At 63.6% G+C, this 25,395-nt stretch carries 29 protein-coding genes and 1 tRNA gene; 17 read left to right on the forward strand and 13 right to left on the reverse strand.

The annotated features are described in order from the left end of the window. Window positions 1-2: 2 nt before the first annotated feature. From FGX59_RS25065 to FGX59_RS25100, 8 genes are all read right to left on the reverse strand, one after another. On the reverse strand, window positions 3-260 hold the full coding sequence (locus FGX59_RS25065) for a hypothetical protein (RefSeq protein WP_138469872.1): 258 nt from the start codon (window positions 258-260) through the stop codon (window positions 3-5). Next, a complete protein-coding gene (locus FGX59_RS25070; protein WP_138469873.1) occupies window positions 257-1,810 on the reverse strand; it encodes a portal protein in 1,554 nt (517 codons plus the stop codon). The genes FGX59_RS25065 and FGX59_RS25070 overlap by 4 nt, the downstream gene beginning before the upstream one ends. Then, on the reverse strand, window positions 1,807-2,061 hold the full coding sequence (locus FGX59_RS25075; RefSeq protein ID WP_138469874.1) for a hypothetical protein: 255 nt from the start codon (window positions 2,059-2,061) through the stop codon (window positions 1,807-1,809). The genes FGX59_RS25070 and FGX59_RS25075 overlap by 4 nt, the downstream gene beginning before the upstream one ends. A 69-nt stretch (window positions 2,062-2,130) precedes the next feature. Then, window positions 2,131-3,711, reverse strand: coding sequence for a hypothetical protein (locus FGX59_RS25080; protein WP_138469875.1), 1,581 nt, complete (start codon window positions 3,709-3,711; stop codon window positions 2,131-2,133). Between the two features lie 51 nt (window positions 3,712-3,762). Further along, complete coding sequence (locus FGX59_RS25085; protein WP_138469876.1) at window positions 3,763-3,981, reverse strand: hypothetical protein; 219 nt, start codon at window positions 3,979-3,981, stop codon at window positions 3,763-3,765. Between the two features lie 2 nt (window positions 3,982-3,983). Further along, window positions 3,984-4,652: a sulfotransferase gene (locus FGX59_RS25090; RefSeq protein ID WP_138469877.1), complete on the reverse strand. Its 669-nt coding sequence runs from the start codon at window positions 4,650-4,652 to the stop codon at window positions 3,984-3,986. A 4-nt stretch (window positions 4,653-4,656) separates the two neighbouring features. Next, window positions 4,657-5,745 carry a sulfotransferase family 2 domain-containing protein gene (locus FGX59_RS25095; RefSeq protein ID WP_171060820.1) on the reverse strand — a complete coding sequence of 363 codons (1,089 nt, stop codon included), beginning with the start codon at window positions 5,743-5,745 and terminating at the stop codon, window positions 4,657-4,659. A gap of 137 nt (window positions 5,746-5,882) precedes the next feature. Beyond that, on the reverse strand, window positions 5,883-6,257 hold the full coding sequence (locus tag FGX59_RS25100) for a hypothetical protein (RefSeq protein ID WP_138469879.1): 375 nt from the start codon (window positions 6,255-6,257) through the stop codon (window positions 5,883-5,885). A gap of 197 nt (window positions 6,258-6,454) precedes the next feature. Here FGX59_RS25100 and FGX59_RS25105 point away from each other — a divergent pair, with 197 nt between their 5' ends. Then, window positions 6,455-7,387, forward strand: a complete 933-nt coding sequence (locus tag FGX59_RS25105) for a glycosyltransferase family 2 protein (RefSeq protein ID WP_138469880.1) — start codon at window positions 6,455-6,457, stop codon at window positions 7,385-7,387. A gap of 322 nt (window positions 7,388-7,709) precedes the next feature. Here FGX59_RS25105 and FGX59_RS25110 read toward each other — a convergent pair whose 3' ends face one another. The 3 genes from FGX59_RS25110 to FGX59_RS25120 all read right to left on the reverse strand — a co-directional run bounded on the left by FGX59_RS25110 (window position 7,710) and on the right by FGX59_RS25120 (window position 9,362). Further along, window positions 7,710-8,366, reverse strand: a complete 657-nt coding sequence (locus tag FGX59_RS25110) for a hypothetical protein (RefSeq protein ID WP_138469881.1) — start codon at window positions 8,364-8,366, stop codon at window positions 7,710-7,712. Window positions 8,367-8,431: 65 nt separating this feature from the next. Further along, window positions 8,432-8,740, reverse strand: coding sequence for a hypothetical protein (locus tag FGX59_RS25115; RefSeq protein WP_138469882.1), 309 nt, complete (start codon window positions 8,738-8,740; stop codon window positions 8,432-8,434). Between the two features lie 124 nt (window positions 8,741-8,864). Continuing rightward, the gene (locus tag FGX59_RS25120) at window positions 8,865-9,362 is read right to left on the reverse strand and encodes a hypothetical protein (RefSeq protein ID WP_138469883.1); all 498 of its coding nucleotides are present in this window, start codon (window positions 9,360-9,362) and stop codon (window positions 8,865-8,867) included. A gap of 924 nt (window positions 9,363-10,286) precedes the next feature. On the opposite strand from FGX59_RS25120, the gene FGX59_RS25125 reads away from it, so the two are divergent. The 10 genes from FGX59_RS25125 to FGX59_RS25165 all read left to right on the forward strand — a co-directional run bounded on the left by FGX59_RS25125 (window position 10,287) and on the right by FGX59_RS25165 (window position 17,622). Next, window positions 10,287-10,466, forward strand: coding sequence for a hypothetical protein (locus tag FGX59_RS25125; RefSeq protein WP_138469884.1), 180 nt, complete (start codon window positions 10,287-10,289; stop codon window positions 10,464-10,466). Beyond that, window positions 10,454-10,675 (forward strand): hypothetical protein, encoded by a 222-nt coding sequence (locus FGX59_RS25130; RefSeq protein WP_138469885.1) that lies wholly within the window; start codon window positions 10,454-10,456, stop codon window positions 10,673-10,675. Before FGX59_RS25125 ends, FGX59_RS25130 begins: the two co-directional genes overlap by 13 nt. 67 nt (window positions 10,676-10,742) lie before the next feature. Next, window positions 10,743-11,396 (forward strand): hypothetical protein, encoded by a 654-nt coding sequence (locus FGX59_RS25135; protein ID WP_138469886.1) that lies wholly within the window; start codon window positions 10,743-10,745, stop codon window positions 11,394-11,396. 622 nt (window positions 11,397-12,018) lie between these two features. Then, complete coding sequence (locus FGX59_RS25140) at window positions 12,019-12,282, forward strand: hypothetical protein (RefSeq protein WP_138469887.1); 264 nt, start codon at window positions 12,019-12,021, stop codon at window positions 12,280-12,282. A gap of 36 nt (window positions 12,283-12,318) precedes the next feature. Further along, entirely contained in the window at window positions 12,319-13,629 is a 1,311-nt protein-coding gene (locus FGX59_RS25145; protein ID WP_138469888.1) for a class I SAM-dependent methyltransferase, read from the forward strand. Between the two features lie 102 nt (window positions 13,630-13,731). Further along, window positions 13,732-14,034 carry a hypothetical protein gene (locus FGX59_RS25150; RefSeq protein ID WP_138469889.1) on the forward strand — a complete coding sequence of 101 codons (303 nt, stop codon included), beginning with the start codon at window positions 13,732-13,734 and terminating at the stop codon, window positions 14,032-14,034. Beyond that, window positions 14,034-14,390 (forward strand): hypothetical protein, encoded by a 357-nt coding sequence (locus FGX59_RS25155; protein ID WP_138469890.1) that lies wholly within the window; start codon window positions 14,034-14,036, stop codon window positions 14,388-14,390. The genes FGX59_RS25150 and FGX59_RS25155 overlap by 1 nt, the downstream gene beginning before the upstream one ends. Before the next feature lie 79 nt (window positions 14,391-14,469). Then, window positions 14,470-16,212, forward strand: a complete 1,743-nt coding sequence (locus tag FGX59_RS25160; protein ID WP_138469891.1) for a ParB/RepB/Spo0J family partition protein — start codon at window positions 14,470-14,472, stop codon at window positions 16,210-16,212. A gap of 137 nt (window positions 16,213-16,349) precedes the next feature. Next, window positions 16,350-16,574 carry a hypothetical protein gene (locus FGX59_RS37770; protein ID WP_171060821.1) on the forward strand — a complete coding sequence of 75 codons (225 nt, stop codon included), beginning with the start codon at window positions 16,350-16,352 and terminating at the stop codon, window positions 16,572-16,574. Between the two features lie 10 nt (window positions 16,575-16,584). Then, on the forward strand, window positions 16,585-17,622 hold the full coding sequence (locus tag FGX59_RS25165; RefSeq protein ID WP_171060822.1) for a tyrosine-type recombinase/integrase: 1,038 nt from the start codon (window positions 16,585-16,587) through the stop codon (window positions 17,620-17,622). Between the two features lie 110 nt (window positions 17,623-17,732). On the opposite strand, the gene FGX59_RS25170 is transcribed toward FGX59_RS25165, so the two are convergent. Both FGX59_RS25170 and ilvD read right to left on the reverse strand, forming a co-directional pair. Continuing rightward, window positions 17,733-17,808: transfer RNA gene (locus FGX59_RS25170), tRNA-Trp, on the reverse strand. Between the two features lie 183 nt (window positions 17,809-17,991). Beyond that, complete coding sequence (ilvD, locus tag FGX59_RS25175) at window positions 17,992-19,842, reverse strand: dihydroxy-acid dehydratase (protein WP_138469893.1); 1,851 nt, start codon at window positions 19,840-19,842, stop codon at window positions 17,992-17,994. Window positions 19,843-19,942: 100 nt separating this feature from the next. On the opposite strand from ilvD, the gene FGX59_RS25180 reads away from it, so the two are divergent. The 6 genes from FGX59_RS25180 to FGX59_RS25205 form a co-directional block, all read left to right on the forward strand. Then, window positions 19,943-20,872, forward strand: a complete 930-nt coding sequence (locus tag FGX59_RS25180; protein ID WP_138469894.1) for a LysR family transcriptional regulator — start codon at window positions 19,943-19,945, stop codon at window positions 20,870-20,872. Between the two features lie 112 nt (window positions 20,873-20,984). Then, window positions 20,985-21,887: a DMT family transporter gene (locus FGX59_RS25185; RefSeq protein WP_138469895.1), complete on the forward strand. Its 903-nt coding sequence runs from the start codon at window positions 20,985-20,987 to the stop codon at window positions 21,885-21,887. 315 nt (window positions 21,888-22,202) lie between these two features. Continuing rightward, on the forward strand, window positions 22,203-22,574 hold the full coding sequence (rpsL, locus tag FGX59_RS25190; protein ID WP_008331617.1) for a 30S ribosomal protein S12: 372 nt from the start codon (window positions 22,203-22,205) through the stop codon (window positions 22,572-22,574). A gap of 12 nt (window positions 22,575-22,586) precedes the next feature. Continuing rightward, the gene (rpsG, locus tag FGX59_RS25195; protein ID WP_138469896.1) at window positions 22,587-23,057 is read left to right on the forward strand and encodes a 30S ribosomal protein S7; all 471 of its coding nucleotides are present in this window, start codon (window positions 22,587-22,589) and stop codon (window positions 23,055-23,057) included. A gap of 34 nt (window positions 23,058-23,091) precedes the next feature. Further along, window positions 23,092-25,215: an elongation factor G gene (gene fusA, locus FGX59_RS25200; RefSeq protein WP_138469897.1), complete on the forward strand. Its 2,124-nt coding sequence runs from the start codon at window positions 23,092-23,094 to the stop codon at window positions 25,213-25,215. Window positions 25,216-25,303: 88 nt separating this feature from the next. Next, on the forward strand, window positions 25,304-25,395 hold a 92-nt coding region (locus FGX59_RS25205; protein WP_023878051.1), incomplete at its 3' end, for a GTP-binding protein.

Below are 25,395 nucleotides of genomic sequence, written 5' to 3' on the forward strand. Positions count from 1 at the left end.
TGCTACTCCTTGGGGGTCGTCTTGCGCCGGTAGTCGAGGATCCCGTGAAGGCGGCGCATGCCTTCCAGGTCGCGAAGCTCCGCATCCGAGGCGGACGGGGGCATGACCACGCTCGCGGTGATCGAGCGCAGGTAGTCCATCAGCCGTTCGCCGGCCGGGGTGTTCAGCGCGGCGCGGCAGATGTCGTTGATCTGCTCGTCGCCCTGTGCGGTGCGGGGAATGCCGTCGATGTTGACGGGCTTCTGGGGGCGGTCCCTCATTGGCCGCTGCCTCCGCCCATGGCCTGCATCTGGGCCTGCATCTGCATCATCTGCTCCTGCATCTCCTTCACGGAACGCGCCATGTCCGCGGGCGTCTTGAAGATCCGCTCGTCCAGCCCGTTGCGGGCCTGCAGCCAGGTTTCGAGCTCTTCGGTCTCGTAGGAGAGCGCGGCCGCCTGCGGCCCGTAGAGCTGGGAGCGCAGCGAGAAGTCCTGGATGAGCGCCTGCAGGTCGCGCCCGGCCTGCGCGCGGGCAAGCGGGCTGGTCGGGCGGAAGTTCAGCGCCCGGCCGTTCTGGGTCGGCAGCTGGATGTCGCCGCGCTTTTCGAGCAGGTAGAGCGTGCGCCAGATGTAGGGCTGCACGAACTCGAAGAAGATGCGCGAGAAGCCCGCGGCGGTACGGTGGGCCAGGTCGGCCATGCGCTCGGAGACCTCGTAGGCCGTGGCCGGGGTCTTGTTGGGGTCCGACAGCATGTCGTTGTAGAGCGCGCGCTTGATGTTGGTGCGCTGGTCGCCCAGCACCACGTCCTGCATGTTGAAGCTGCCGGTGGCCGCGTTGACGGGCTCGAGGCCGCGCGTGCCGATCTCGCGGGCGAGGATCGTGCCGGGCAGGAGGCTGATGTTGTCGGCGTTGACCGTGCCGTCGTTGTCGGTCTGGTAGATCCCGGCGATCGACATGGCGGCGTTTTCCAGCACCAGCTCGACCATCAGGTTCGTGGTCCGCACCGCGCCCAGGGAGCGCATCAGCGGCCCGCGGCCCCAGACCTCGCCCGACGCCTTGCCCATCCGGTAGCTGATGAACGGATTGGAGCCGCGCCCGGTCAGCTCGCGCTTGCAGACGACCTCTTTCGTGTCCTTCACCACGACGATGTGCCAGCTGCGCTCGGTGTCGCGGCTGGAAAAGTCGCGGTAGGTGTAGGTCACGAGCGTGACCTTGCGGTCCACGCCCTGCCGGATGTCGGCCGCCAGAACGGGCGCCTCGCTGTCGTCGTAGTGCAGGCCGAGCTTCTCGGGAATGTCCGTGACCGGCACGTCCTTTTCTTCGCGGAACTGGCCGCCGACCTGCCCGGAGGGGCCGTTTTCGAGCATCAGCTCCGTGAGCGGCACCGACTGGTGGTGGAGCCGGTTGCCGGCATAGCCTTCCTCGACGCACAGCGTGCCGGTCGACAGGGCGAGGTCGTTCAGGCTCTCGGCGGCCTCGGTCGCGAAGTTCGAGATCCAGATTTCCTCGAACATGTAGGCGCAGATCTCTTCGAGGTCGCGGTTCACGGCGGCCCGGTCGTTCTTCGGGATCAGGCTCGATGCTTCGAGCTGCACGAAGCGGGAGAAGCTGGGGAAGAACCCGGCCTGCATGCGGCTCACGAACTCTTCGACCGCGTTGGCGCCGGTCTCGTCGTAGATGTCCGCCCAGGCCGGATCCCAGTCGGCCATGTTGAAGCCCTTGCGGCCCGGCATGGTCAGCCTGATCGCATCATCGAACATCGGTTCCAGACGGGCCCGCTCGGTCTGGGCCTTGCCCAGCCGCTTGAGGATGTCGCCCGCGTCCCTCACTGGAAGAAGCTCCGCGATCCCATGCCGCCCGAATAGGCGGAGTAGGAGGACCGGGAGCCGGATCGGGAATTGGTCGCGTAGGTGCGCCGCCGCTCGGCATGCGCGGCCGAGGCTTCCTGCACGCGCTGTTCCTCCGCAACCTCCTGCTGCGCCTCGGCTGCCTGCCGGGCCTCCTTGGCCGCACGCTTCTGCGCGCGCCGGGCGCTCGCGCCGGTCACGGTGTCAACCGTCGACTTGATGGCCTTGGCCACGCTCTTCACAACTCCGCCGCACATGATGGAACTCCTTTTTTGCCGGCTGTTCTTCGGGCCGGGCCGCTGTCAACGGCCGATGCTGAGAATTTTCGATGTGCGCCGCGCCCGCGCGCTCTGCCGGTGGCGGTGGATGTTGCCGCCGGTCGATGCCTGCACGGCGGCATGGCCGTGGCCCTCGGTGCGGATCAGCTTCTTGCCGTAGCCCATGCGCAGGAAGGCGTATTGCTCGGCATCCGAGACGTGCGAGAAGATCGACTTCTTGTCGATCGTGTCGCCGTCCTTGAGGTAGCAGTAGCCGCCCTTCTTGGCGTTCATCAGGTAGGTGCATTTCCGGCTGAGCAGGTAGCCGGGGCGGCCCTCGACCATCGTGTTGAGCTGGGTCTGCACCGCGCCGGTGCGGATCAGCGGGTCGTTCGACCAGCTCGGCTCGATGTCGATGCCGTGCTTCTTGAGGATCTTGAAGGCGGTCATCGCCGCCTCGGTCTGGTTCGGCTGCCGGTCGTCGCCGCGGGGGTCGCCGGTGAAGCGGAACTTGAAGCCCGGGTAGTGCTGGCGGATGTGCCCGGCGAGCATGATCGCGAACTGCTCGGTATGCGTGTCGCGCGTCACCAGCTCGTCGAAGATGCGGACCTGCCCGCGCACGTCCTGGGCGAAGGCTGCGGCCGGGGTCAGGCCGAAGTCCACGCCCACGTCGATCACGTACTCGCTGTCCGGCTCCAGATCGTCCACGAGGTGCGTCAGCTCGTTGAAGCCCGCATAGACCGGTCGGCCAGCGAAAATGCGGCCGACCTTGTTCTGCAGCATGTTCATGATCCAGTCGCGGGTCTGCCCCTGGATCAGTCCCATGTAGTAGGTCTTGTCGGTGAAGCGGCCATTCTCGCGCGCCGGGTTCAGCTCGTAGCCGTCGAGCTTGCCGTTCTTCCAGACATCGTGGACCGCGGGCGGCTGGGCGAAGAACTCCCAGTCGTCGGGCTTGAGCAGCGTGAGCCGGTCCTCTTCCGAGAGCCAGTCCGGCGCATCGACCTGGCCCGACATGATGGCCCACCAGTGTTCCTCGTCGGGCGCGTTGGTGTCCATGATGATGCACGCGCGGGTGCAGCCGCCGTCGACCAGCCGCGGGAAGCGCTTCACGCGGGAGATTGCCGCGGTGACGATCTCGCGCGGCAGCTCGCGGGCCTCGTTGAGCCAGATGAAGGTGAACTCGAAGGAGAGAAGCTTCTTCACGTCCTCGGGCCGGTCAAGCGCGAGGAACCAGATCTCTGCCTCCACATCGCACCCGTCGGGCATGGGAATGTGGATGTTCTGCCGGTAGGGCGCACGCCAGCGGACCGGGCCGTACTCGTGCTCGGGGAGCCATTCGAGCCAGGTCTTCATGGTCGTGGTTTCGAGCTGGGGCGTCGTGTTGCGGATGATGCCGATGCGGCAGCGGCGCTTGCCGGTGCGCTCGCCGTCGAAGACGCCGTGCTCGACCTCATGGACGGTCGCGGGGTCGAAGCTCGGCTCCTGCGACAGCATCAGCCGCAGGCATTCCATCACGCAGGCCACCGACTTGCCCGAGCCGATCGGCCCCTGCAGGCCGCGCACGAAAGCGGGCGACCGGAAGAAGTCGCCCATCACCTTGCCGTCGGCGGTGTAGTTGATGGCCATGGAAGGAGCCCCCTGCTGCAAATCAGGGGGACGCTGTTCTTTCCTGTGGCGCTAGAGCAACAGCTTTCTCGCGAAAAAGCGCCGGGCGCCTTGCAGCGCCCGCCCCAGGGCGGAGGCGGCGCGATCGCCGGTTCCGTCGTGGAACTCGTCATCCGCCAGATCGGCGGGCCCCGCCGGGTCGGGGCGCAGGTCGATCACGTCGTCATGGTATTCGTCATCGAGCGCGTCGAAGGACGTCGCGTCCCGGAGGTCCGGCCTGCGTCTCCACATGGCTAGGCCATGGCCCGCGTGCGCCGGAAGAACTGCTTGATCCGGGTCTTCACCTTCCCGGACCGGTCGACGGGCTCGTAGTAGCCGGGATGGATGAAGCTGCCGATCTCGCGGAACTTGCGGGACGTGACCTCGGCGCCGAGGAAGTCGGCCAGCTCCTTGATCGTCGCGGCCGGTTTCACCACCAGCTTCTCGTAGCTGACGAACAGGGTCGGCAGCTGGTGCGAAAAGACGAAATCGAGGTTCTGGCGCTCTGTGCGCACATGGAGCCGCAGGCTCTCTTCGATGTCGCGCTCTTCCCTTTCGAGCATGCCGGCCGCATGGGCCGTGGTGTCGCGGCTGACCACGATGAAACGGGGATTGCGCAGGTTCGGCACGATCTGCTTCAGGTAGGCGTGCGGCGTGGGATGCTTCCAGCCCCAGACGGGACGGGCCGCGTTGCGCTCCGCGATCGCCTCGGCGATTTCCTCGATCCCGGTCTCTTTGCGGAAAACCAGGTCTTCGAGGTTCGTTTCAAGATTGTCGCCAAGGTGCAGCCCGAGGCGCTGGCACACGCCGGCAACGGCTGTCGTGCCGCCGCGGCGGCCGCCGAAGATGACGAATGTCTTCTCGGCGGCTCCGCGGGAGGCAGCGTTCTCGAACACGGGGAGGGTGGTCGGGACAACTTCCATGGCTTCAGCGCCGGCCGACGCGCCTGATGGCCCATTTCGCCAGCCGCCGCAGGCGACGGGCCTCGAGCAGGGCAGAGGCGGCGGTGTGATAGGTCGACGCCTTCCGCCAGCCCGCGGCTTCCTTCGGCCTCCACGCCGTGCACTTGACGATCGGATTCGGCGAATCCGCTCTCTGCAGGGCCTCGCCGAAAACGTGGTAGTCGTCCTGGTAGTGCTCGCGCAGCGGTGCGAGGCGTTCGAGCATCAGGCTCTTCTCGGGAGAGGCCGGGCCGGAACTCATGGAGCGCAGCTCCGGCAGCTCGCAGCCATAGAGGTCCTGCAGCTTGTGGCGGATCGTCCCGACGCCGCCCATGGTATAGATTTCCAGGCCTGAGTTGTTCCCGATGAAGGGCCACAGGTAGTAGACTTGGGCGTTGGTGTGGTGGCGGAAGTCGAGGAAGAGCTGGCGGAACTGGTCGAACTTCTCGGCAACCTCGTCCGCGCAGGGCTTGGTCGACAGGTCGCGGCAGACGCCCGCGCCGTAGGCCAAGCGCTCGAGCGCGCCGCCCTCGACATTGCGGCTCAGGTAGCTGGCCACGCGCTCGACGGGATCGCGGATGACCGCGAACTTGAAGTAGTCCGCGTACTTGGTGCGCATGTCTTCGAGCGTCACCAGCACCCGCGGGACCTTCATGTTGAAATGGATCGCCTCGCCGTGCTCTTCGCCTCCGGTGCACAGGGAGAGATAGTTCTTGATCGTGGAGGATGCGTTCTTCGGCGACGGGATGTAGAGCACCTTCTTCGCGTCATCGACATGAGCGGCCACGGCCGGATAGCGCAGCTGGATCAGGTTCGGCGACTGCAGGTTGCCGGAGCGGAAGAGGGCCGAGGTGTAGGCCATCTCGGCTTCCACCAGCTGCCCGCGCTGGAAATGGATGTTGCCCAGCTCTTCGAGCAGCATCGGGCGGGGCGCTTCGAGATACCGGGCCTTCAGGAACTCGACGGCGCCCGCATCGTCTTCGGCCTTGAAGAACAGCCGGCGCCCGGCCTCCACGTCGCTGATATGACCATCAGCATATGTGTTCTTGATCCGGTTGCTGATGTTCTTTTTCATATGGTCCTCGGAGCGTGCCGTAATCATCCAGTCAGGGAAGGCATTTTCAAGGCGAATTGCTTTCCGTCAACACGTGGTTGATCGTAGCTCGAAGACCGTCCGTCAAGCGGCGAAAGGATCGCACCCCGGCGCGCGACTTAGCGCAGACCGTTCCTGCGCGCATTCAGCCGGACCCTGCCAAGCTCCTTGCGCTGCGCCGCGGTGAGCTCGCGCATGACTTTCTTGGAGGACCCGCGCCGGACCTCGACCTTGCCCAGGCGCTCAACGCACCAGAAGCCGCGCAGGTCGAACCAGCCCCGCCCGACCTTGAACAGCACGCCGTAAGGCTCGGTCGCGAGGACATGCCGGCTGTTCAGGCCATGCTCACGGGCTGAAATCTGCGGAGAGGCGGGGCGCTTCTTTGGGGGCTCTGCAATCACCCGATCGCCGCGCAGGTAGGCGGAGGACGGCGCGTTGGCGGGGCCCATGGAAATTGGGGGCACCTTGATCTGAGGGCGGTAGAAGAAGCTCATTTCACCTCCATCTGCACGAACTCACCCTCGCTAAACTTCCGCCAGAAGGTTGAGCAAGGGGATAACTTGTCCCGTTTGTCCAGTGACAGATTGCCAACTTGTCAAGATGAAGCACTAGAGGAAGCTAGCACGAAAGTTCAGGGCTTTGTGGCGTCCTCGAGGTGGAGTGCATTATGGTTAAGGTTGCTTGCGTAACGATGATGAAGGACGAGGAGTTTTTCCTGCCAATCTGGTTTCGATACTATTCTGAGATTTTTGGAGGAGAGAATCTCTTCATTTTGGACAACGGGTCGTCTAAGGCGCCAGCTGAGATGCTGCCGACCGGTCTGCGCGGAACCTGTATCAATGTTTTTCAGATTCCTCCGCGAGAAGAAACTTCTGAATCTCGGTGCGAGGATAGCTTCGATAATCAGCGTTTCGGCGCAATCAGCGGGATCGTTAACGGTCTGCTGTCTTTCTATGATTTCGTGTTGTTCAATGACACGGATGAAATCTTTATGGCAGACCCGGCGCGCTATCGAAATCTGGCTCACTACTTGGAGCAACGTGCTGCTATTGGCGAAATTCGCGCTGGAGTGGGGTTGGAGCTATTCCATGATCGTCAGAGCGAAACTGCGTTCGATCCAGAAGCTCCCATTTTCTCGCAGAGACGAAATGTTTTTGCGTCGCCTCTATACACTAAACCACATGTTCTCGGGAGGAAGAGTGTTTTGCGGCCTCATGCGGTAGCGCATCCCTTTACCTTCGATCCAGATCTGTATCTCTTCCATCTTCGATTCGTTGATGTCGACCGGTTGCGGCTCCGCCAGGCTAAGCGCCGAGCGTTGGATGCCGCTGGCGCCGTTGGCTGGGGGCCATGGAAATGGGACGACGAAGGGGTTGTCAAGCAGCTGGCAAGAATGGAAAGACGACCGTTGGCCGAGACTCCATTTTCCGGAGCGACTCAGGGCGAGATGCTATTTGGGCAGAGTAACCCAGTGAAAATCGGGGGTGACAATGGAGCAAAGCGGATACGCCGCCCCACACCTAAGAAATGGCGTTTCATTGACTACGTATCCAGGAAAAATGTTCGGTTACTGCGACAGCAACGGCATGTTCTCCCCGATAGCTTCTCCACAAGTGGGGTGTGAGCGCATCGGTTTCGACCCTTTTACTGAAGAATTTGTGCGAGTGTTTTCAGCAATGGCCCGGATACTCAATTGGGAAATGGCTAGTTGAAATGTCCCCAGTGTTGCTACAAAGTGTAGTGACAGATTCCAACCTAAGAAGAAATGGAAATCGCCTTGACAAAGACGCCAGAAAGCACAACGAAATCTGTGCAGCCATCGATTCGTTCCGTTCAGCCGACTAGTTCTGGAGGGGTTCAGGGGTCTGTGCAGCCGATCAGTTCTGGAGAAAATACCTCTGCTCCACGAGTGGGTGATAATGGCGGAAACAAGTGAGAGAAGCCATCTAAGATTTGACGATCTTGCGTCGAAAATCAACTTCTGAAACCTCGTTGGCTGGAATGAAAGTGATTCGAGCGCCTTCGGTGTCGCAGATGATATTTTTGGCCTCGCGGCGGGTGCCGTCAAGTTCCGTGATGTGAGTGACATACATACCAATTGAGCCGTCACCTCCCAAAAGGCAGCAGCCGTTTGGGAGGTTGTCGAAGCGAGAAAGTGGATAGCTTTCTATAATTCGTCCACTCTTCAACGTAACGTTAAGTTGATTGTATTCTAAGTTGGGGTGCTGGATTAGAGTTTCCCATCCGAAATAGAGTCCATCGTCGTCGCTTTTGGATAGCTTCCTAATTGCTTGTCCGACTTGCGCGCTCAAAAGGCGTCGCCAAAAGACGGCGCTTAGCAGGGAGGACGAAATTGCTCCTCCTGAAATGATAAATCCTCTCAGATAGGAGAAGTCGAATATTCCGACAATCATGAGCTTCGGAACGAGTTCTTCCAAGCTATTGAATGTAAGAAGGGAAATTCCACCAAAGCACAAGATAATGCCTAAGGTGTCTACTGATTTGTGAGCTGAGCGCTTTCCTGAGTAGGCTACAATGTAGCCAAAATATCCTCCGACAATCACAACTTGGATTTGCCAAGGTAATTCTAGTAGTTCTTTCATCTGGAGTGTCGTGGGGCCTATGGTTCCTCTATGTGGAAAAGAATAGAGGTATACCTACCCACCGTCTACAGTGCATCTTTGTCGGACGGAACTGGTGTGCTGTGAAAGCGCCGTTCCAAGAACTCGCAGATTGAGATGCAGCGGGCCAGGCAACGAGGATTGCGGTGCGCGCTCGCGTGAATCTCGAAACTCTGCGGGCGCAATCCCTCCAAGCTCTGGGGAAGGTCAACGGAGATCAGCTGATACCGGCACTGGCCGCCATCACGTCGCATGATGCCCGAAAGACGCGTGCGGTCCAAACTGATGCGAACATCAGCCAAATCGAGGAGACTTTGGTCGAAGTTCCCGGTCAGGATTATGTGCAATTTCAGCATGAAAGCCTCCGTCTTGTTTTGCTTCTGCATTTTATATGGGGCGCTCGGGTCACTATGCGGGGCTAACTCCGTTTTTGCCCCGCCCCCTCCCTCCCTTGCTTGAAGCAAAACCCTTAAGCAGGGGTTAATGGCCTGCGTCCTCGGGCGTAACGTCCAGCGTGACAGGCTGTTCAGGCTGCCCGATGTTGATCGTGATGCTCGGCGCCTGCTGTGCTGCGCTGCCCGGCTGCTGCTCAGGTCCATCAAGCTTGAGGCCTGCCCGGTCCATCAGGTCTGCTGCTGCTGCCTGCCTCACCGTGTCCGACTTGCTGGTCTGTGCCAGCTGGATCATGGCCTGCAAGCCGATCCGCCCTGCGTCGGCGAGGTGCAGTGTGATTGCTGCTTGAACCCCCATCCTTCCCCGGCTGGATCGCAGGAAATGCGAGGCTGCTGCTCTGCCGGAGTATCCGGCTTGTTGTGCGATCTGCTCGATGTTGAGCTGCGTTATTGCGCGCAGCGTACATGCGAGGCTCTGTCTTGCATCGAGCGTGTCGCCTGAAGCGAGCTTGAGCGGTGCGATGTCTTCGAGCGTCGGGAGCTCTGCTTGGTTTACGACGGCGGGTGATTGGTGCTGCTGTTTCATGGCTTGCGCGTGATCTTGCGGGAGGCATTGCGTCAAGCTAGAGGATTTGCTGATTGGCGAATGTCTGGCTTTGGTCAGTCGGGCGAGCCTTGCGAATACGTGGCGTTGCTTCGCCGCCTGCCGCCTTCACCTGCGGATACCCGCGATGTGTGCCTCCGGCCCCCGGCCCCCGGAGAAGTAGGAAGCACCATCCGAATTGGCTCTCTGCAATGTAGCAATTGAGCAACGATGTCTGCTTGTGGCCCACTGGCAACAGTCTCCGCACATGGAGCTTGGCAGATCGGCCCGTGATCATCGTGCCTTGATCCCGGCCCGACCGGGCTCTCGTGCAAGCATGGAGCCCCTGCGGGTCTCCACCCATTCGGGCTTCGATCCCTTCTGCACTGGCCTTGCCCTGCCAACCCGGCCTGTCGCCCAGGGACATCCCCGGCTTGCCCACACCTTGCCCACAGGCTCCGCCAGCCCTGAAGCTCCGCCTATGGACAAGCCATGGACAAGCCTTCTCAGCCCCTTGCGGGCTCATCTCTCCAATCCCGCCCAGGACCGCTTGGCATGCTTCGGAGAAGATGCGCTATCGCGCACGCCATTCAGGCCATGCGGTGCATGGCGATTGATATAAAAAAACATGAAAAAAACAAATGAAACGGCAGTTCATAAGACGAGAAAACAATGCCTAGGAGAAATAGCCATCCATGCATCAAGACTTTGCATATCATCCGCATAGGCTTCGCAAAGCATTGTATTTCTGCTTAACGCCAGAAATGCAATGGAATGCAGGTGGAAATGAACCAACATCTGCTGAGAAAATCAGAGTCAAAATGTCAACTCGGAATGGCAGGGAATGGCAGATAGAAAGGATGGGCAAGGCAGGGGTTGCAGCCCCGGCCAAGCCCTAAACCAAACGCTTAGAAGGAACCTAAGCCCATGGCCTTTGACGCCCGTATCAGCGAACCCGCGATTGAGCAACCGCTTTGCATGGACATGTCCTGCGAAGACTTCCTCCCGATCGAGGAAAGCCTGATCGACTATGACGACCGGATGGCCGTCTCGTATGTCGTGAAGCAGCACCAGCCGCCCCACCTCGCAGAAGAATGGAACGTGTGATGCGTGCCCGCCGCCGCGTGAACATCACCCGCGCAATCGGCGCATGCGCCACCGTTGCCGCCGCCTTCGGTGCCGGTGTTGTGGCCATCTTCGGGCACTGGGGCTTGACTGCCCTTTTCACCGCCCAAGGCGCCGCCATCGGCTGGGGCATCACGGCACGGGCCGAGGATCGCAGCCGCGGCGCCCGTCGCCGCCGTCGCCGCTACTGATCCGAGGGAGCGGCCGCCAAGGCCGCCCCGCTTCCCCTGACAGCCCGAGACACGAGGAAACGAGCCAATGGCATACGACCAATTCAACCCCGAAGACATCGCCCACGGTTTCACCGAGACCGGAGGACACCGCGACGAGCAGGACCGCGCGAACCGCCTGGACGAATACCGCCAGCGCCGCGCCGAGACCTACGACGCGACCACCCGCAAGCGCAGCCGCTACATGGCCATTGCCGCAGACGCCTATCAGGACGCGAAGGACCGCAACGCCGGCAACGATGAAGCCGTGCAGGCAATCGCCGTGCTTGGCGCCTGCCTCTACAACCCGAACACCGATTACATCGCGCCGAACGCGAGCGAGGCGAACGCGCTGGCCTTCCAGCAGCGCGGCGCGCTTCAGAACATCACCAACAACGCCAAGTGGATGCTTGAGAATTGCCAGCAGCGCCGGGACGAGCTGTGGCAGAAGTTCGACCAGATCGAAGCCACGATGGACGGCAGCGAAATCAGCTTGCGCAACCTTGAGCGCGTCGTGTCGCAGATCGAGGAAACCGAGCAGACGCAGATCCCGGCTTGCGAAGAGTATTTCGAAATCACCAAGGCCGCCTATGAAGGCATCACCGGTGAGAAGTGGAAGCCGTACGCGAAGAACGCGAAGGACGCGAAGGACCAGACGCGGGAGGCAGTCCTTGCCCGTGTCGCGGCACTGCGCGGCAAGTGATCGCCCGGCACATCGGCCAGCCTTCCCGGCTGGCCCCCGCAAATTGCCCCGCCTGGCATCAGGCGGGGCTTTTCCGTTCCTGGGCAAGCGCAAGAAAATCGCGCTCGGCCGGGCTGCGCCCGGCCTCGCGGCCTCGGAAAAAGCGCTCCACACCGCCAGTTCAAAAGCGCTCCACACATCAAGAAAGCAATTCCGATGAAGACCCAGATCATTGCAGTGCAAAGCGAGAAAATGAAATTCTCGGCATTCAGAATGAAGATTGCATATCTTCTTCTGGTTTTCGCAATTCTAGTGGTGAAAGCGATCAACTGGATCCTTCGGAAATAGAGCCCCACCCCCGGGTCGAAATTCCATGGACGACGAGATGAAGTTAATAGGCAGGGCAGGCACCCCGTGACAACTGCCATGCCGGTAAGCGCTCCCACCGAAGAGGGGCGGATCGAGGCCAGCCGGATCGAGCGGGCTGGGGCGGCAAGAGCCACCGGGACGGGTGCCTGAACTCCGTCCGCACGGACTGCAGGCCGCGTCAGCCTGCCGCATTATTGCGGAATTGACGATTCACCCCCGGAAAGAACAGCGCGGAATCGAGGGCGGCGACAGACCAGCCCCGAAAGGATGCCTAATGACCACGACCACCAAGACCGGCAAGCGCAAGACGAAAGCTCAGCGCCGGGAGCGCTACGGACGCGAGGTGAGCATGGCCCATGACGAAGCCGTGCTCGCCACCCCGTGCCCGACCTGCTTCGCTGCAGCGGGCGAGCGCTGCACTTGGCCGAATGTCGGCGGGAGCAGCCATGCCCACAAGGCGCGGCACGACCTCTGGAAAGCAGCGCCCGACGCCCCCGCGCAGCGCGTCACGCTCTCCACGCCGCCCTGGGCGGCCTGAACAGCGCTCCACACCACGATCAGCAGGAAAGCCACCATGAACCAGCACGTCGCCATCCGACGTTCCCTGTCCGAGATTGTCGAGGAATACGACGCCAAGAACGCCGCGATCGCGGCCGAGCTGGCGGCCACCGAAGAGCGTATCCGCGCGCTGAACACGGCCGTGAGCATTGAGGGCAACTACAATGAGCTGTCCTTGCCGCGCCTGCCGGGCCAGCGGGATCTTTCCCGCGCGCTGCTGACCTCCGCCTGGCGCTGCGCCCGCACGGGCCTGAATGTCGACCGGGTTGCCGGCAGCATCGACCGCAAGCGCATCGACATGAAGCTCAAGGAGATGCCCGCCTTCACGCTGGCGAACATCCGCGACATCCTCGGCGATTTCATCGCGGCGCCGCGGTATCATGTCCTGAAAGGGTTGGCCGAGGTCTTCTGCAACCTCGACCCGGCGTTCAAGTCGCACGACAAGATGAAAGTCGGCGTCAAGGGCCTGCCCAAGCGCGTGATCCTCTCCGGCTTCGGCGAGTGGGACGGCTATGGCCGCGAGAAGGTGCAGGACATCCTTCGCGCCATGTCGGCCCTCGAGGGAAATCCCGAGCCGAGCTTCGAGGACCTGCGGGCCCTGTCGAAAGGCAAGCATCCGACCGCCGAGGACGCCATCCACGGCGTCTGGTGCAAGAAGTACCAGAACGGCAACGCGCACCTCTACTTCGCGCCGGAGACGCTGCTCACGGTCAACCGCGCCCTGGCCGAGTTCTATGGCGAGGTGCTGCCCGACAGCCCCGAGGCCGCGGCCGAGAAGGCCAAGGCGACCGGAACGGCAGTCTCGAAGGACCTGCAGTTCTACCCGACGCCCCAGCGCGTGGTCGACACGCTGATGCGCGAGTACGGCGACATGACCGGCTACCGCGTGCTCGAACCCTCCTGCGGCACCGGCAACATCATGGACGCGCTGCGCGCCAAGGGCGCCAAGGTGCTCGGCATCGAGGTCCATGCCGGGCGCGCGGCCAAGGCCCGGGCCAAGGGCCATGGCGTGCACATCGCCAATTTCCTGCAGGTGCCCGTGCCCGACAGGGACAGCGACCTTTACGATGCGGTCGTGATGAACCCGCCTTTCGCGGGCAAGCACTATGCCAAGCACGTCCTGCACGCGATCCGGTTCCTCAAGCCCGGCGGCGTGCTGCGGGCGATCCTGCCCGTCACCGCGCGCGAGCATGACCTGCTGCCCGCGCCAAAGAGCAACCGCTGGGGCTGGAACGATGCCTGGAAGGATCTGCCCATCGGCAGTTTCCGCGAGGCCGGAACCAACGTGAACACGGTGATCTACACCTACACCGCCCCGAAATCCTGAGTTCCGATAAGGAGCCCTTACCGGACATGGATGGAACGACTAGCCCCCGGCGGTTTCGCCGGGGAACACCTCCCTTATGCGCCGACACAGGAGAGCATGCACATGCCGTATGACCGCAACGGGATCGGCCACGCGCCGACCGACACCAGCGCCGCGACCGCGGCCATGCTGGGCAAGCAGCGCCCCGGACACCTGCGGGACCGGGTGATGCAGGCGCTCGACTGCGCTGGCGGGCCGATGACGGCCGACGAGATCGCCGAGAAGCTGGGCGTGGACTTCCTGTCCGTCCGGCCCCGGTTGACCGAGCTGAAGGAACGCAAGCGCGTGCGCGACAGCGGAGAGCGCGGACCGAGCCGGAGCGGCCGACCGTCGATCAAGTGGGAAATCCAGAAGGAAACCGCCTGATGGAGCTTCACGAGATCATCACCGCCTGCAATCGCATCGCCACCGTGATCGAGGGCAAGGGCTGGGTGCGCGGCGAGTGCCGCCTGACCGCCGGGAAATGGGACCACGGCACCTTCTCGGTCTACGCCGCGGCGCATGACGACAGGTATGCGATCTACGCCCCGCACAACAAGCACGGTTTCGGCGAGGATCCGGCAGAGCTGCTGGCCGAGATCGAGACCTGGGCCGAAGAGCTGCCGCGCAGGCCGAGCCCCGAGGACACCGCTGCCGAGCGCTTCGCCACTGCGGTGGCCGATGCCCGCTCTGCCGGTCTCGACCCCGCCGCGCTGATCGGGCCGCTGCGCGCCGCAGAGTGACCGTTGCGCTGATCCACATCCTGCCCCTCGCCGCCTGCGCCCTGCTGGCGGCGGCCATCCTCCATTGAGAGAGAGACCCATGAAGCACGCCACCTTCGACATCACGCACTTCCCCGTCGCAAAGCTCCACGTCGCTCCCGAGAACCCGCGCTCCGAGGCCAGCGTCGATCCCGCGCAGCTCACGGCGCTGGCCGACAGCATCGCCGAGAACGGCGTGCTGGTGCCGCTGATCGCCTACGAGCAGGACGGGATGGCCTATGCCGTCTCCGGCGGCCGCCGCACCCGTGCGCTCCACATGATGGCGGAGGAAGGCTCGCTCGAGGACGGCTTCCTCGTGCCCGTGCGCCTGATCCCGAAGGACGGGGCGGGCGCGGCCGGGTCCACCGAGCAGATTACCCAGCAGCGGCTTTCCGACCTGGACGAGCTGATGGTCTACAACCAGCCCGGTCTTTCGGCGCTCTCGGACGCGCAGCTCGCCCGCAGGCTGGGCAAGTCGGTGACAGCGGTGAAGCAGCGCCGCGCGGTGCACAGCCTGCCCGAAGACGTGCTCCAGCTGGTCCTCGACGGCTCGATCAGCGTGGAGCAGGGCTACGGCCTGACCTATTTCCGTGAGGACGAGGGCAAGATGCGCGAGCTGGCCGAGACCTGCACGCGCCGCCGCGACCTTGATCTGCAAGACCTGCGCCGCACTTTCGAGAACAGTCGCCAGGACTGGTCGAAGTCGGCGCTGGCCGCGCTGACGACGCGCGAGGCCTATCTCGAAGCCGGGGGCAAGCTGCAGGAAGACCTATTCGCCGAGACGAGCTTCATCCTGACGCCCTCGGTGCTGGAAACGCTGGCGCATGTGGCCGGCGAGGCGCGCGTGGAAGTCGAGCACCCCGGCGCGGCGTTCATCCGGTTCGCCGACGACATCTACGGCAGCACGGCGCCCGACACGCATCCCGGCGTCGACCGGCTGGACGATGCCGAGCGCGAGGAATGGAGCGACATCAGGTTCTCCCGCTGGCAGCACAACCGCGAGGACGAGCCCGAATGGTTCGCCCGCTACGACGAGCTGGAAGCCAAGGCCGAGCCCTACTGGCCGCCCGAGCTGAAGGCGCTCCTGGGCGTGGTCTGGGCCTTCGGCTGGTCGGCGAAAGACCCCATCCGGGTCCGCGAGAATTGTCTGCCCGAGGACCGGGAACATCTCCACGAAGCGGGCTGGCTTCAACGTTCTGAGCGAAATTTTGCCGATTCGAGTCATGACAGCAACACTCACGAGGTCGTGAAGATTCCTGCAAAGCTGGTGGACCAGATCCGACGGATCAAACTCCACTGTCTGCGCATGCATTTGGCGAAGAAGCCCGACGAGGTTCTTGTCATGTTTGCGCTGCAGCTCGCGAACCCTGTGCTTCCTTGTTGTAAAAAGGTTTTCCTGACGGATGACAGAGACATCGTCAGCCCCGAGGGGATCGAAGACCAGGTGAGGTCATCTAATGAATGGATGAAGCTTTCTGCCATCGGCTCGACGGAGGAAGAACTGAGGGTCGCGACCCCTGCGCTGCAGCGAAAGGTTTTGGCAAAGCAGCTTCTTGACCGAATTTCAGACCAATCGGTAAGTATGCTGCCATATGCAGAAGACGCGGTGTCCAAGCACCTGTCACTGACAGAGGAGTTCTTCCACGGATACAGAAAGCCTCATCTTATCAGGATGATCCAGGACCACACGCCCGCTTCCGAGCGGGATGACGCTGCCCTTGACAGCATGTCCAAGGGCAAGCTCGCAAAGATGGCATCTGATGCATGCCAAGGAGGCAAGGTTTTCCTGCCGCCTGCCTTTTGACGGCTTGCAGCCTTCTCCAGCTATCCCTAGTTGTTTGAAATGATCGTGGAATGTTCACGGTTATTAGGCAACTCAAGGGGGATGGCACGCCGCCACCCCCCCCTTTTTTCCCACAGTTGAAGTTGTCTGAGGAAATCATGAAAGCGACAATCGCCAGGGCCGTGACAGAGGCGGTCATGAATGCGGCCGCTCGCCATGTATCCACCGTCGAGATACAGAGCACATCCGTTGTCATCAGGATGATGGATCAAACTGTGGCTGATGCGAAGGTATCGGCGGCTGACAAGGACATTGACACATGGCTGAAACGGTATGACAGCCTCGGCGAGAGGAATACACCGGGTCACAAAGCGGCTGGCTAGCGGCGCCACCGTGATCTACCACTATGCTTGGCGCGGTGGCCCGCGCTTCTGGTCGTCGGCAGACGGCCCTATGATGCACGGGCCCGACTACTGGAAAGGCTACCGGGATGCCTGTGCCTCGCGCAGCCTCTCAAAGGGACGCTTCCGGGAAGTCCTGCGGGCATTCCTGTCCAGCAGGGAGTTTGCAGGCCTCGCCGAGCGTACCAAGAAGGACTACTCGATCAGCATCTATCACGAGCAGGGCATCGACGCTGCGTTCGGAGATGCGGCGATCGAGATGTTCGACCACCCGCAGGTCAGGCGCGTCGTCTACGGATGGCGCGACCGCTTTGACAGCGCCAAGGTCGCGGATACCCGCGCCGGGCATCTGGTCGCGATCGTCAACTGGGCGGTGGACAAGAGCTACGTCAAGGCCAACCATCTTTCGGGCATGACCAAGCTCTATTCGGCCGACCGGTCAGACATCATCTGGACGCCCGCCGAGCTGGCCCTGTTCCTGCACGGCGATGCGTCCCGCAAGATTGGCGCTGCGCCGGGCTGGCTGCAGCGCCTGATGGCCACGGCGACCGAGACGGGGCTTCGGCCCGGCGATCTGCACATCCTCTCCCTGGGCCACTTCCAGGAGACGGGGAATGGCATGCGCATTGTGATCCGGACCCAGAAACGCAAGCGCATGGTCTCGATCCCGGTCACGCCCCGGATGCAGGCGATCTATGACGAGACGCCGGCGGACACGCCCGAGGGGCGCGTGCTGCTCAACGGCCGGGGCCAGCCCTACAAGTCGCAGAACGACATGGGGCAGGCGGTCAGCCGCCGCCGGGACGAATGCAAGATCCGCGAGACCGAGCCTGTTGCGAAGCGGCCCCGGCTCTACGACGCGCGTGGCACGGCGGCGACCCGGCTCTTTGAGGCCGACGCGACCATGCGCGAGATCGCGACTCACATGGGCTGGTCGATTCAGCATGCCGCGAAGATGATCGAGACCTATGTGGCCATGTCTCCAGACGCATCGGACGGTCTGCGCGAGAAGCTGGCGCGGGCGATTTGATGGAGGAAATGTAAACCAGAACGGTAAACCAGCCTGTAAACCAGCGCTCCAAGGAAGTTTTCCACAGGAAATTTCCCAAGATGTTTTGCTTTGTTTTCAAGGCTTTGTTTTGGCAGGGGCAGCAGGGTTCGAACCCGCGACCTACGGTTTTGGAGACCGTCGCTCTACCAGCTGAGCTATACCCCTATCCGGCGGATGCTGCGGCGGTGCCGCTGTTCCGCTGACGGGCGGTGGACTGTGCCTCCGCCTGTGGTGGCCTTATCTGGTGCAGCCCGAGGGTGAGTGCAAGCGGATTCTTCCGGAACCTGGAAAAAATCCGCCGCACCGGCTGCGGTCAGCCGGACGGCCAGCGCCCGGCGGGAAAGGCGGTCAGCCCCGGTCGAGCTGGCTGACGTCGCGCACCGCGCCCTTGGCGGCGGAGGTGGTCAGCGCGGCATAGGCCTTGAGCGCCGAGGACACCTTGCGGGCGCGCTTCTCTTCCGGCTTCCAGCCCTTCTCGTCGCGCGCCAGGCGGCGGGCGGCCAGGGTCGCGTCATCGACGGCCAGCTGGATTTTCCGGTTCGGGATGTCGATCTCGATCATGTCGCCTTCCTCGACGAGGCCGATCGTGCCGCCCTCGGCCGCTTCCGGCGAGACATGGCCGATCGAAAGCCCCGAGGAGCCGCCCGAGAAGCGCCCGTCGGTGACCAGCGCGCAGGCTTTGCCGAGGCCCTTCGACTTCAGGTAGGAGGTCGGGTAGAGCATTTCCTGCATCCCCGGGCCGCCGCGCGGACCCTCGTAGCGGATCAGCACGATGTCGCCTTCCTTCACCTTGTTCGTCAGGATCGCCGAGACGGCGCTGTCCTGCGATTCGAAGATGCGGGCCGGGCCGGTGAAGGTCAGGATCGACTCGTCGACGCCCGCGGTCTTCACGATGCAGCCGTCCTCGGCGAGGTTGCCGTAGAGCACGGCCAGGCCGCCATCCTTCGAGAAGGCATGCTCTGCCTCGCGGATGACGCCGCCCTTGCGGTCGACATCGAGCGTCTCGTAGCGGCGGTCCTGGCTGAAGGCGACCTGGGTCGGCACCCCGCCCGGCGCGGCGCGGAAGAAGTCGTGGACCGTCTCGGAATTGGTGCGCACCACGTCCCAGCGGTCCAGCGCGTGGGCGAGGCTCTCGGCATGGACCGACCCCACGGAGGTGTCGAGCAGCCCGGCGCGGTCCAGCTCGCCCAGGATCGCCATGATCCCGCCTGCGCGGTGGACATCTTCCATGTGCACGTCGGATTTCGCCGGGGCGACCTTGCAGAGCACCGGCACGTGGCGGCTGAGCTTGTCGATGTCGGACATGTCGAACTCGACCTCGCCCTCGACCGCGGCGGCCAGCAGGTGCAGCACGGTGTTGGTCGAGCCGCCCATGGCGATATCGAGCGTCATCGCGTTCTTGAAGGCCGGCACGGTCGCGATCGAGCGCGGCAGCACGGAGGCGTCGTCCTGCTCGTAGTAGCGGCGGGCGAGATCGACGACCAGGTGGCCGGCCTCGACGAAGAGCCGCTGGCGGTCGGCATGGGTGGCCAGCGTCGAGCCGTTGCCGGGCAGCGACAGGCCCAGAGCCTCGGTCAGGCAGTTCATCGAGTTTGCCGTGAACATCCCCGAGCACGAGCCGCAGGTCGGGCAGGCCGAGCGCTCGATCGTGGCGACATCGGCATCCGAGATGCGGTCATCGGCGGCGGCAACCATCGCGTCGACGAGGTCGAGCGCCTGCTCCTTGCCGTCCTCCCAGACGACCTTGCCGGCCTCCATCGGGCCGCCGGAGACGAAGACCACGGGGATGTTCAGCCGCATCGCGGCCATCAGCATGCCGGGGGTGATCTTGTCGCAATTGGAGATGCAGACCATCGCGTCGGCGCAATGCGCGTTCACCATGTATTCCACGCTGTCGGCGATGATCTCGCGCGAGGGCAGGGAGTAGAGCATCCCGTCATGGCCCATGGCGATGCCGTCATCGACCGCGATCGTGTTGAACTCCTTGGCGACGCCGCCGGCCTTCTCGACCTCGCGGGCGACCATCTGGCCGAGGTCCTTCAGGTGCACATGGCCCGGAACGAACTGGGTGAAGCTGTTGACGATGGCGATGATCGGCTTGCCGAAATCGTCGTCGGTCATGCCCGTGGCGCGCCAGAGGCCGCGGGCCCCTGCCATGTTGCGGCCATGGGTACTGGTTCTAGAGCGATACAGGGGCATCGAACCCTCCCTTGGAAACTGGTCGGCGCACCCTATCAGTCTCGAAATCCCATGGGAAATATATTATTGTGCGCCGATTGGGTCGCTGGAGATATGAAACATGGACGTCCGCCCGCTCAGGCATTTCCTCGCCGTCGCCGAAGAGCTGCATTTCGGCCGCGCGGCGGAGCGGCTGGGGATGACGCAGCCGCCCTTGAGCCAGTCGATCCGCGCGCTGGAGCTGCGGCTGGGCGCGGATCTCTTCGCGCGGACCCGGCGCAGCGTGGCGCTCACCCCGTTCGGCGCGGCCTGGCTGCCCCATGTCCGGCGGGCGCTGGCCGAGGTGGACGCGCTCGGCCCGGCGGCGGAGCGGATCCTCGGCGGCCATTCCGGGCGGCTGGAGCTCTCCTTCGTCTCCACGGCCGACTACAGCATCCTGCCGCGGCTGGTGCACCGCTTCCGCGAGCTCTATCCGGAGGTCGAGCTGGCGCTGACCGAGGCGACGAGCGACCGCCAGATCGCGGCGCTGATCGAGGGGCACGGCCAGGCCGGGATCGTCATCCCCCAGGGCGTCGGCGTACTGCCCGAGCGCTTCGGCTACCGCCGGCTGGTGCTCGAGCCGCTGGTCGCCGCAGTGCCGGAAAGCTGGATCGCCGAAGGACGGCTGGTGCCCGAGGCGGGGCGGATCGCGGCGGAGGCGGTCATTGCCTCGCCGCTCATCCTCTTCCCGCGCCGTGCCGCGCCGGTCTTCCACGACCTGGTGACCGGATATTACGAAGAGCGCGGCGCGCGGGCCCATGTCGTCCAGCACGCGATCCAGATGCAGACGATCATCAGCCTGGTCTCGGCGGGGATGGGCATTGCGCTGGTGCCGCGGTCGCTGCGCAACCTGGCGCGGGCGGGGGTGCGCTATCTCGATCTCGCCGGCGCCCGGCCGCCCAGCCTCGAGACCGGGCTGGTCTGGGACCGCGAGGACTCTGCGCCGGTCCTGCGCAACTTCCTGGAGGTGGTGGAGGCCGAGGCGGCGGCGGCAGAGCAGGGGGCGGGATAGCGGCAAGACCGGTCCCGGTGCCGCAAGGGCCGCAATTCCCGTTGCAGACCCCCTGCCAGATGTGATTGACCGGGGCCGAACCCAGACCTGTGCCGCGAAGGCCCGATCCCGCATGACGAGTGCTTCCGACAATATCCGCGGCGCGGTGCTGATGGCGCTGTGCATGGCCGCCTTCGCCGGCAATGACGCGCTGATGCGCTCAATTGCCGGGGAGATTCCGGTGTCGCAGGCGATCTTCCTGCGCGGCGCGGTGTCGAGCTCGCTGCTGGCGCTGGTCCTCTTCGTCACCCGCCGCAGCCTGCCCCGGCCGCGCGGCCGCGACCTGCGCACGATCCTGGTGCGCTCCGGCGCCGAGGCGGGGACCGGCACCTCGGTGATCGTCTCCCTCTACCACATGCCGCTCTCGGTCTTCACCGCGGTCGGGCAGGCGGCGCCGCTGAGCGTCACCCTGGCCGGCGCGATCTTCCTGAAGGAGCCGATCGGCTGGCGCCGGCTGGTGGCGATCGCCGCGGGCTTCCTCGGCGTCCTGGTCATCATCCGCCCCGGCACCGAGGGCTTCACCGCCTGGAGCCTCTGCGCCCTGCTGGCCGTCGCCTTCCTGACGCTGCGCGACCTGGCCTCGCGGCAGATCCCGGCGGCGATCCCGCCGACCATCCCGGCCTTCGGCGGCTCGCTGGCGACCACTTCGATGGCCTTCATCTGGGGGCTTTTCATCGACTGGCAGCCGGTGCCCCTGCCGGTGCTGGCGACGCTCGCGGCGGGCGGGGTGCTGCTGGTCGCGGCCTATCTGCTGGCGATCCAGGCGATGCGCACCGGAGAGCTCGCCTTCGTCGCGCCGTTCCGCTACATGGCGCTGATCTGGGCGATCCTGATCGGCGTCACGCTGCTGGGCGAACGGCTCGACGTCTATACTGTCATCGGCTCGGCGATCGTCGTCGTCTCGGGCGCCTACTCGCTCTGGCGCGAGATCCGGCTGCGGCGCCTTCGGGCAAGACCGGTGATTCCGCGGCCATGATCCGGGCGGCGCCGGCCCCGTCCGGAGCCCGCGCCTGCGTCAGGTCGTCCCGCTGTTGACAACCCCGGCGACTCTGCATATACGCCGCCCAATCGCGACGGGATCACTGTATCCTGACGCATCTCAAGATCTTAAGCGGTCAAGATCCGGGCCCTGAAAAGCCCCGATCCTCTGAGGACCCACCACGGCGTACCCTCATCTGGGACGGCGTGGTTTTTGCGCTTTGTCCGGGTCCCGGGCTCGGCGTCTCAGGGGCCTACGCACGGCAGGTGCGAGAGAGACGAAGAAAATGTGCAAAGCGGAGAGATACCCGGCATGCCAACGATCCAACAGCTGATCCGCAAACCGCGGCAGCCCAAAGTGAAACGCTCCAAGTCGCAGCACCTGGAGTCGTGCCCCCAGAAGCGGGGCGTCTGCACCCGCGTCTACACCACCACGCCGAAGAAGCCGAACTCGGCAATGCGGAAGGTGGCCAAGGTGCGTCTCACCAACGGCTACGAGGTGATCAGCTACATCCCGGGTGAAAGCCACAACCTTCAGGAGCACTCCGTTGTCCTGATCCGTGGCGGCCGGGTGAAGGACCTTCCGGGCGTCCGTTACCACATCCTGCGCGGCGTCCTGGATACCCAAGGCGTCAAAGACCGTAAGCAGCGCCGCTCGAAGTACGGCGCGAAGCGCCCGAAATAAGGAGAGACGTAGATGTCCCGTCGTCACGCTGCTGAAAAACGCGAAGTCCTGCCTGACGCCAAATATGGCGACAAGGTTCTGACGAAGTTCATGAACAACCTCATGGTGGATGGCAAGAAATCCACTGCCGAGCGCATCGTCTACAACGCCTTCGACCGCGTCGAAGCGAAGACGAAGAAATCGCCGGTCGAGGTCTTCCACGAGGCCATGGACAACATCAAGCCGTCCGTCGAGGTCCGCTCCCGCCGGGTCGGCGGCGCGACCTACCAGGTGCCGGTCGAAGTCCGTCCCGAGCGCCGCGAAGCGCTGGCCATCCGCTGGCTGATCGCTGCTGCGCGCAACCGCAACGAAAACACCATGGAAGAGCGCCTGGCAGGGGAACTTGTTGACGCACTGAATTCCCGTGGCACTGCGGTTAAGAAGCGCGAAGACACGCACAAGATGGCCGACGCCAACAAGGCGTTCAGCCACTACCGCTGGTAACTCTTTGACCTACTCCGCCTGAAGGACATCCCCCATGGCACGCGACTACCCACTCGAGCGGTACCGGAACTTCGGTATCATGGCCCATATCGACGCGGGCAAGACCACCACGTCGGAACGGATCCTGTACTACACCGGCAAGTCCCACAATATCGGGGAAGTGCACGACGGCGCCGCGACCATGGACTGGATGGAGCAGGAGCAGGAGCGGGGCATCACCATTACCTCGGCTGCGACGACCACCTTCTGGCAGCGCCAGGAAGAGCCGACCGCAGAGGGCACTTCTGACACGAAGTACCGCTTCAACATCATCGACACCCCCGGCCACGTCGACTTCACCATCGAAGTCGAACGTTCGCTGGCGGTGCTCGACGGTGCTGTCTGCGTGCTTGACGCCAACGCCGGCGTCGAGCCCCAGACCGAAACCGTGTGGCGCCAGGCCGACCGCTACAAGGTTCCGCGGATCGTGTTCGTCAACAAGATGGACAAGATCGGCGCAGACTTCTTCAACTGCCACAAGATGATCGAAGACCGTACCGGCGCCCGCGCCATCCCGGTCGCGATTCCGATCGGCGCCGAGACCGAGCTGGAAGGCCTGCTCGACCTCGTCCTGATGAAGGAATGGCTGTGGAAGGGCGACGACCTCGGCGCAAGCTGGGTCCTCGAGGACATCCGTCCGGCTCTGCAGGACCAGGCCGACGAATGGCGCTCTGTCATGATCGAAGCCGCCGTCGAAATGGACGACGAGTGGATGGAGAAGTACCTGGAAGGCGAAGAGCCCGACGTGGATACGCTGCGCAAGCTGATCCGCAAAGGCACGCTGGAAATGGCCTTCGTCCCGATGCTGGGCGGTTCCGCGTTCAAGAACAAGGGTGTCCAGCCGCTGCTGAACGCCGTGATCGACTTCCTGCCGAGCCCGCTCGACGTGGTCGACTACATGGGCTTCAAGCCGGGCGACGAAGAGGAAGTCCGGAACATCGCGCGCCGCGCCGATGACGCGATGCCCTTCGCCGGTCTGGCGTTCAAGATCATGAACGACCCGTTCGTCGGCTCGCTGACCTTCGTGCGCATCTACTCGGGCGTCCTGAAGAAGGGCGACCAGCTGCTGAACTCGACCAAGGGCAAGCGCGAGCGCGTCGGCCGCATGATGATGATGCACTCGAACAACCGCGAGGAAATCGAGGAAGCGTTCGCAGGCGACATCATCGCGCTGGCAGGTCTGAAAGACACCACCACCGGCGACACGCTCTGCGATCCGAAGGAACCGGTCGTCCTGGAAACCATGACCTTCCCCGAGCCGGTGATCGAGATCGCCGTCGAGCCGAAGACCAAGGCCGACCAGGAGAAGATGTCCCAGGGCCTCGCGCGCCTCGCCGCCGAAGACCCGTCCTTCCGCGTCGAGACCGACATCGAGTCGGGCCAGACCATCATGAAGGGCATGGGCGAACTTCACCTCGACATTCTCGTCGACCGCCTGAAGCGCGAATTCAAGGTCGAAGCGAATATCGGCGCCCCGCAGGTGGCCTATCGCGAAACAATCTCGCACGAAGCCGAAGTGGACTACACCCACAAGAAGCAGTCGGGCGGTTCGGGCCAGTTCGCACGCGTCAAGATGGTCATCACCCCGACCGAAGCGGGCGAAGGCTACTCCTTCGAGTCCAAGATCGTCGGCGGCTCCGTGCCGAAGGAATACATCCCCGGCGTCGAGAAGGGCATCCAGTCGGTCATGGACTCCGGTCCGCTGGCAGGCTTCCCGGTGATCGACTTCAAGGTGGCCCTGATCGACGGTGCCTTCCATGACGTCGACTCCTCGGTCCTGGCGTTCGAAATCGCTGCCCGTGCAGGCATGCGCGAAGGCCTCAAGAAGGCCGGCGCGAAACTGCTCGAGCCGATGATGAAGGTCGAAGTGATCACCCCGGAAGAGTACACCGGTTCGATCATCGGCGACCTGACCTCCCGCCGTGGCCAGGTGTCCGGACAGGAAAACCGCGGCAACGCGATCGCGATCGACGCGTTCGTGCCGCTGGCCAACATGTTCGGCTACATCAACACGCTGCGCTCCATGTCCTCGGGCCGCGCGCAGTTCACCATGCAGTTCGACCACTACGATCCGGTGCCGTCGAACATTTCCGAGGAAATCCAGGCGAAGTACGCCTGATCTGGCGGCGGGCCCCCAGGCCCGCCCTGCCACCCATCCGTAGGGTGGGCTCCGTGCCCACCGCCAGGAACGACAACAGGAGGCCATCATGGCAAAGGCAAAGTTTGAGCGTACGAAGCCGCACGTGAACATCGGCACGATCGGTCACGTCGACCACGGCAAGACCACGCTGACCGCAGC

The organism is Poseidonocella sp. HB161398, from assembly GCF_005870025.1.
Taxonomy (GTDB): domain Bacteria; phylum Pseudomonadota; class Alphaproteobacteria; order Rhodobacterales; family Rhodobacteraceae; genus Mangrovicoccus.

Bases quoted from the DNA above. Each gene is read 5' to 3' on its own strand.
- FGX59_RS25065 (WP_138469872.1), bottom strand. From the start codon at position 260: ATGAGGGACCGCCCCCAGAAGCCCGTCAACATCGACGGCATTCCCCGC.
- FGX59_RS25080 (WP_138469875.1), bottom strand. From the start codon at position 3,711: ATGGCCATCAACTACACCGCCGACGGCAAGGTGATGGGCGACTTCTTC.
- FGX59_RS25085 (WP_138469876.1), bottom strand. From the start codon at position 3,981: ATGTGGAGACGCAGGCCGGACCTCCGGGACGCGACGTCCTTCGACGCG.
- FGX59_RS25090 (WP_138469877.1), bottom strand. From the start codon at position 4,652: ATGGAAGTTGTCCCGACCACCCTCCCCGTGTTCGAGAACGCTGCCTCC.
- FGX59_RS25095 (WP_171060820.1), bottom strand. From the start codon at position 5,745: ATGAAAAAGAACATCAGCAACCGGATCAAGAACACATATGCTGATGGT.
- FGX59_RS25100 (WP_138469879.1), bottom strand. From the start codon at position 6,257: ATGAGCTTCTTCTACCGCCCTCAGATCAAGGTGCCCCCAATTTCCATG.
- FGX59_RS25105 (WP_138469880.1), top strand. From the start codon at position 6,455: ATGATGAAGGACGAGGAGTTTTTCCTGCCAATCTGGTTTCGATACTAT.
- FGX59_RS25110 (WP_138469881.1), bottom strand. From the start codon at position 8,366: ATGAAAGAACTACTAGAATTACCTTGGCAAATCCAAGTTGTGATTGTC.
- FGX59_RS25115 (WP_138469882.1), bottom strand. From the start codon at position 8,740: ATGCTGAAATTGCACATAATCCTGACCGGGAACTTCGACCAAAGTCTC.
- FGX59_RS25120 (WP_138469883.1), bottom strand. From the start codon at position 9,362: ATGAAACAGCAGCACCAATCACCCGCCGTCGTAAACCAAGCAGAGCTC.
- FGX59_RS25125 (WP_138469884.1), top strand. From the start codon at position 10,287: ATGGCCTTTGACGCCCGTATCAGCGAACCCGCGATTGAGCAACCGCTT.
- FGX59_RS25130 (WP_138469885.1), top strand. From the start codon at position 10,454: ATGGAACGTGTGATGCGTGCCCGCCGCCGCGTGAACATCACCCGCGCA.
- FGX59_RS25135 (WP_138469886.1), top strand. From the start codon at position 10,743: ATGGCATACGACCAATTCAACCCCGAAGACATCGCCCACGGTTTCACC.
- FGX59_RS25140 (WP_138469887.1), top strand. From the start codon at position 12,019: ATGACCACGACCACCAAGACCGGCAAGCGCAAGACGAAAGCTCAGCGC.
- FGX59_RS25145 (WP_138469888.1), top strand. From the start codon at position 12,319: ATGAACCAGCACGTCGCCATCCGACGTTCCCTGTCCGAGATTGTCGAG.
- FGX59_RS25150 (WP_138469889.1), top strand. From the start codon at position 13,732: ATGCCGTATGACCGCAACGGGATCGGCCACGCGCCGACCGACACCAGC.
- FGX59_RS25155 (WP_138469890.1), top strand. From the start codon at position 14,034: ATGGAGCTTCACGAGATCATCACCGCCTGCAATCGCATCGCCACCGTG.
- FGX59_RS25160 (WP_138469891.1), top strand. From the start codon at position 14,470: ATGAAGCACGCCACCTTCGACATCACGCACTTCCCCGTCGCAAAGCTC.
- FGX59_RS37770 (WP_171060821.1), top strand. From the start codon at position 16,350: ATGAAAGCGACAATCGCCAGGGCCGTGACAGAGGCGGTCATGAATGCG.
- ilvD (WP_138469893.1), bottom strand. From the start codon at position 19,842: ATGCCCCTGTATCGCTCTAGAACCAGTACCCATGGCCGCAACATGGCA.
- FGX59_RS25180 (WP_138469894.1), top strand. From the start codon at position 19,943: ATGGACGTCCGCCCGCTCAGGCATTTCCTCGCCGTCGCCGAAGAGCTG.
- FGX59_RS25185 (WP_138469895.1), top strand. From the start codon at position 20,985: ATGACGAGTGCTTCCGACAATATCCGCGGCGCGGTGCTGATGGCGCTG.
- rpsL (WP_008331617.1), top strand. From the start codon at position 22,203: ATGCCAACGATCCAACAGCTGATCCGCAAACCGCGGCAGCCCAAAGTG.
- rpsG (WP_138469896.1), top strand. From the start codon at position 22,587: ATGTCCCGTCGTCACGCTGCTGAAAAACGCGAAGTCCTGCCTGACGCC.
- fusA (WP_138469897.1), top strand. From the start codon at position 23,092: ATGGCACGCGACTACCCACTCGAGCGGTACCGGAACTTCGGTATCATG.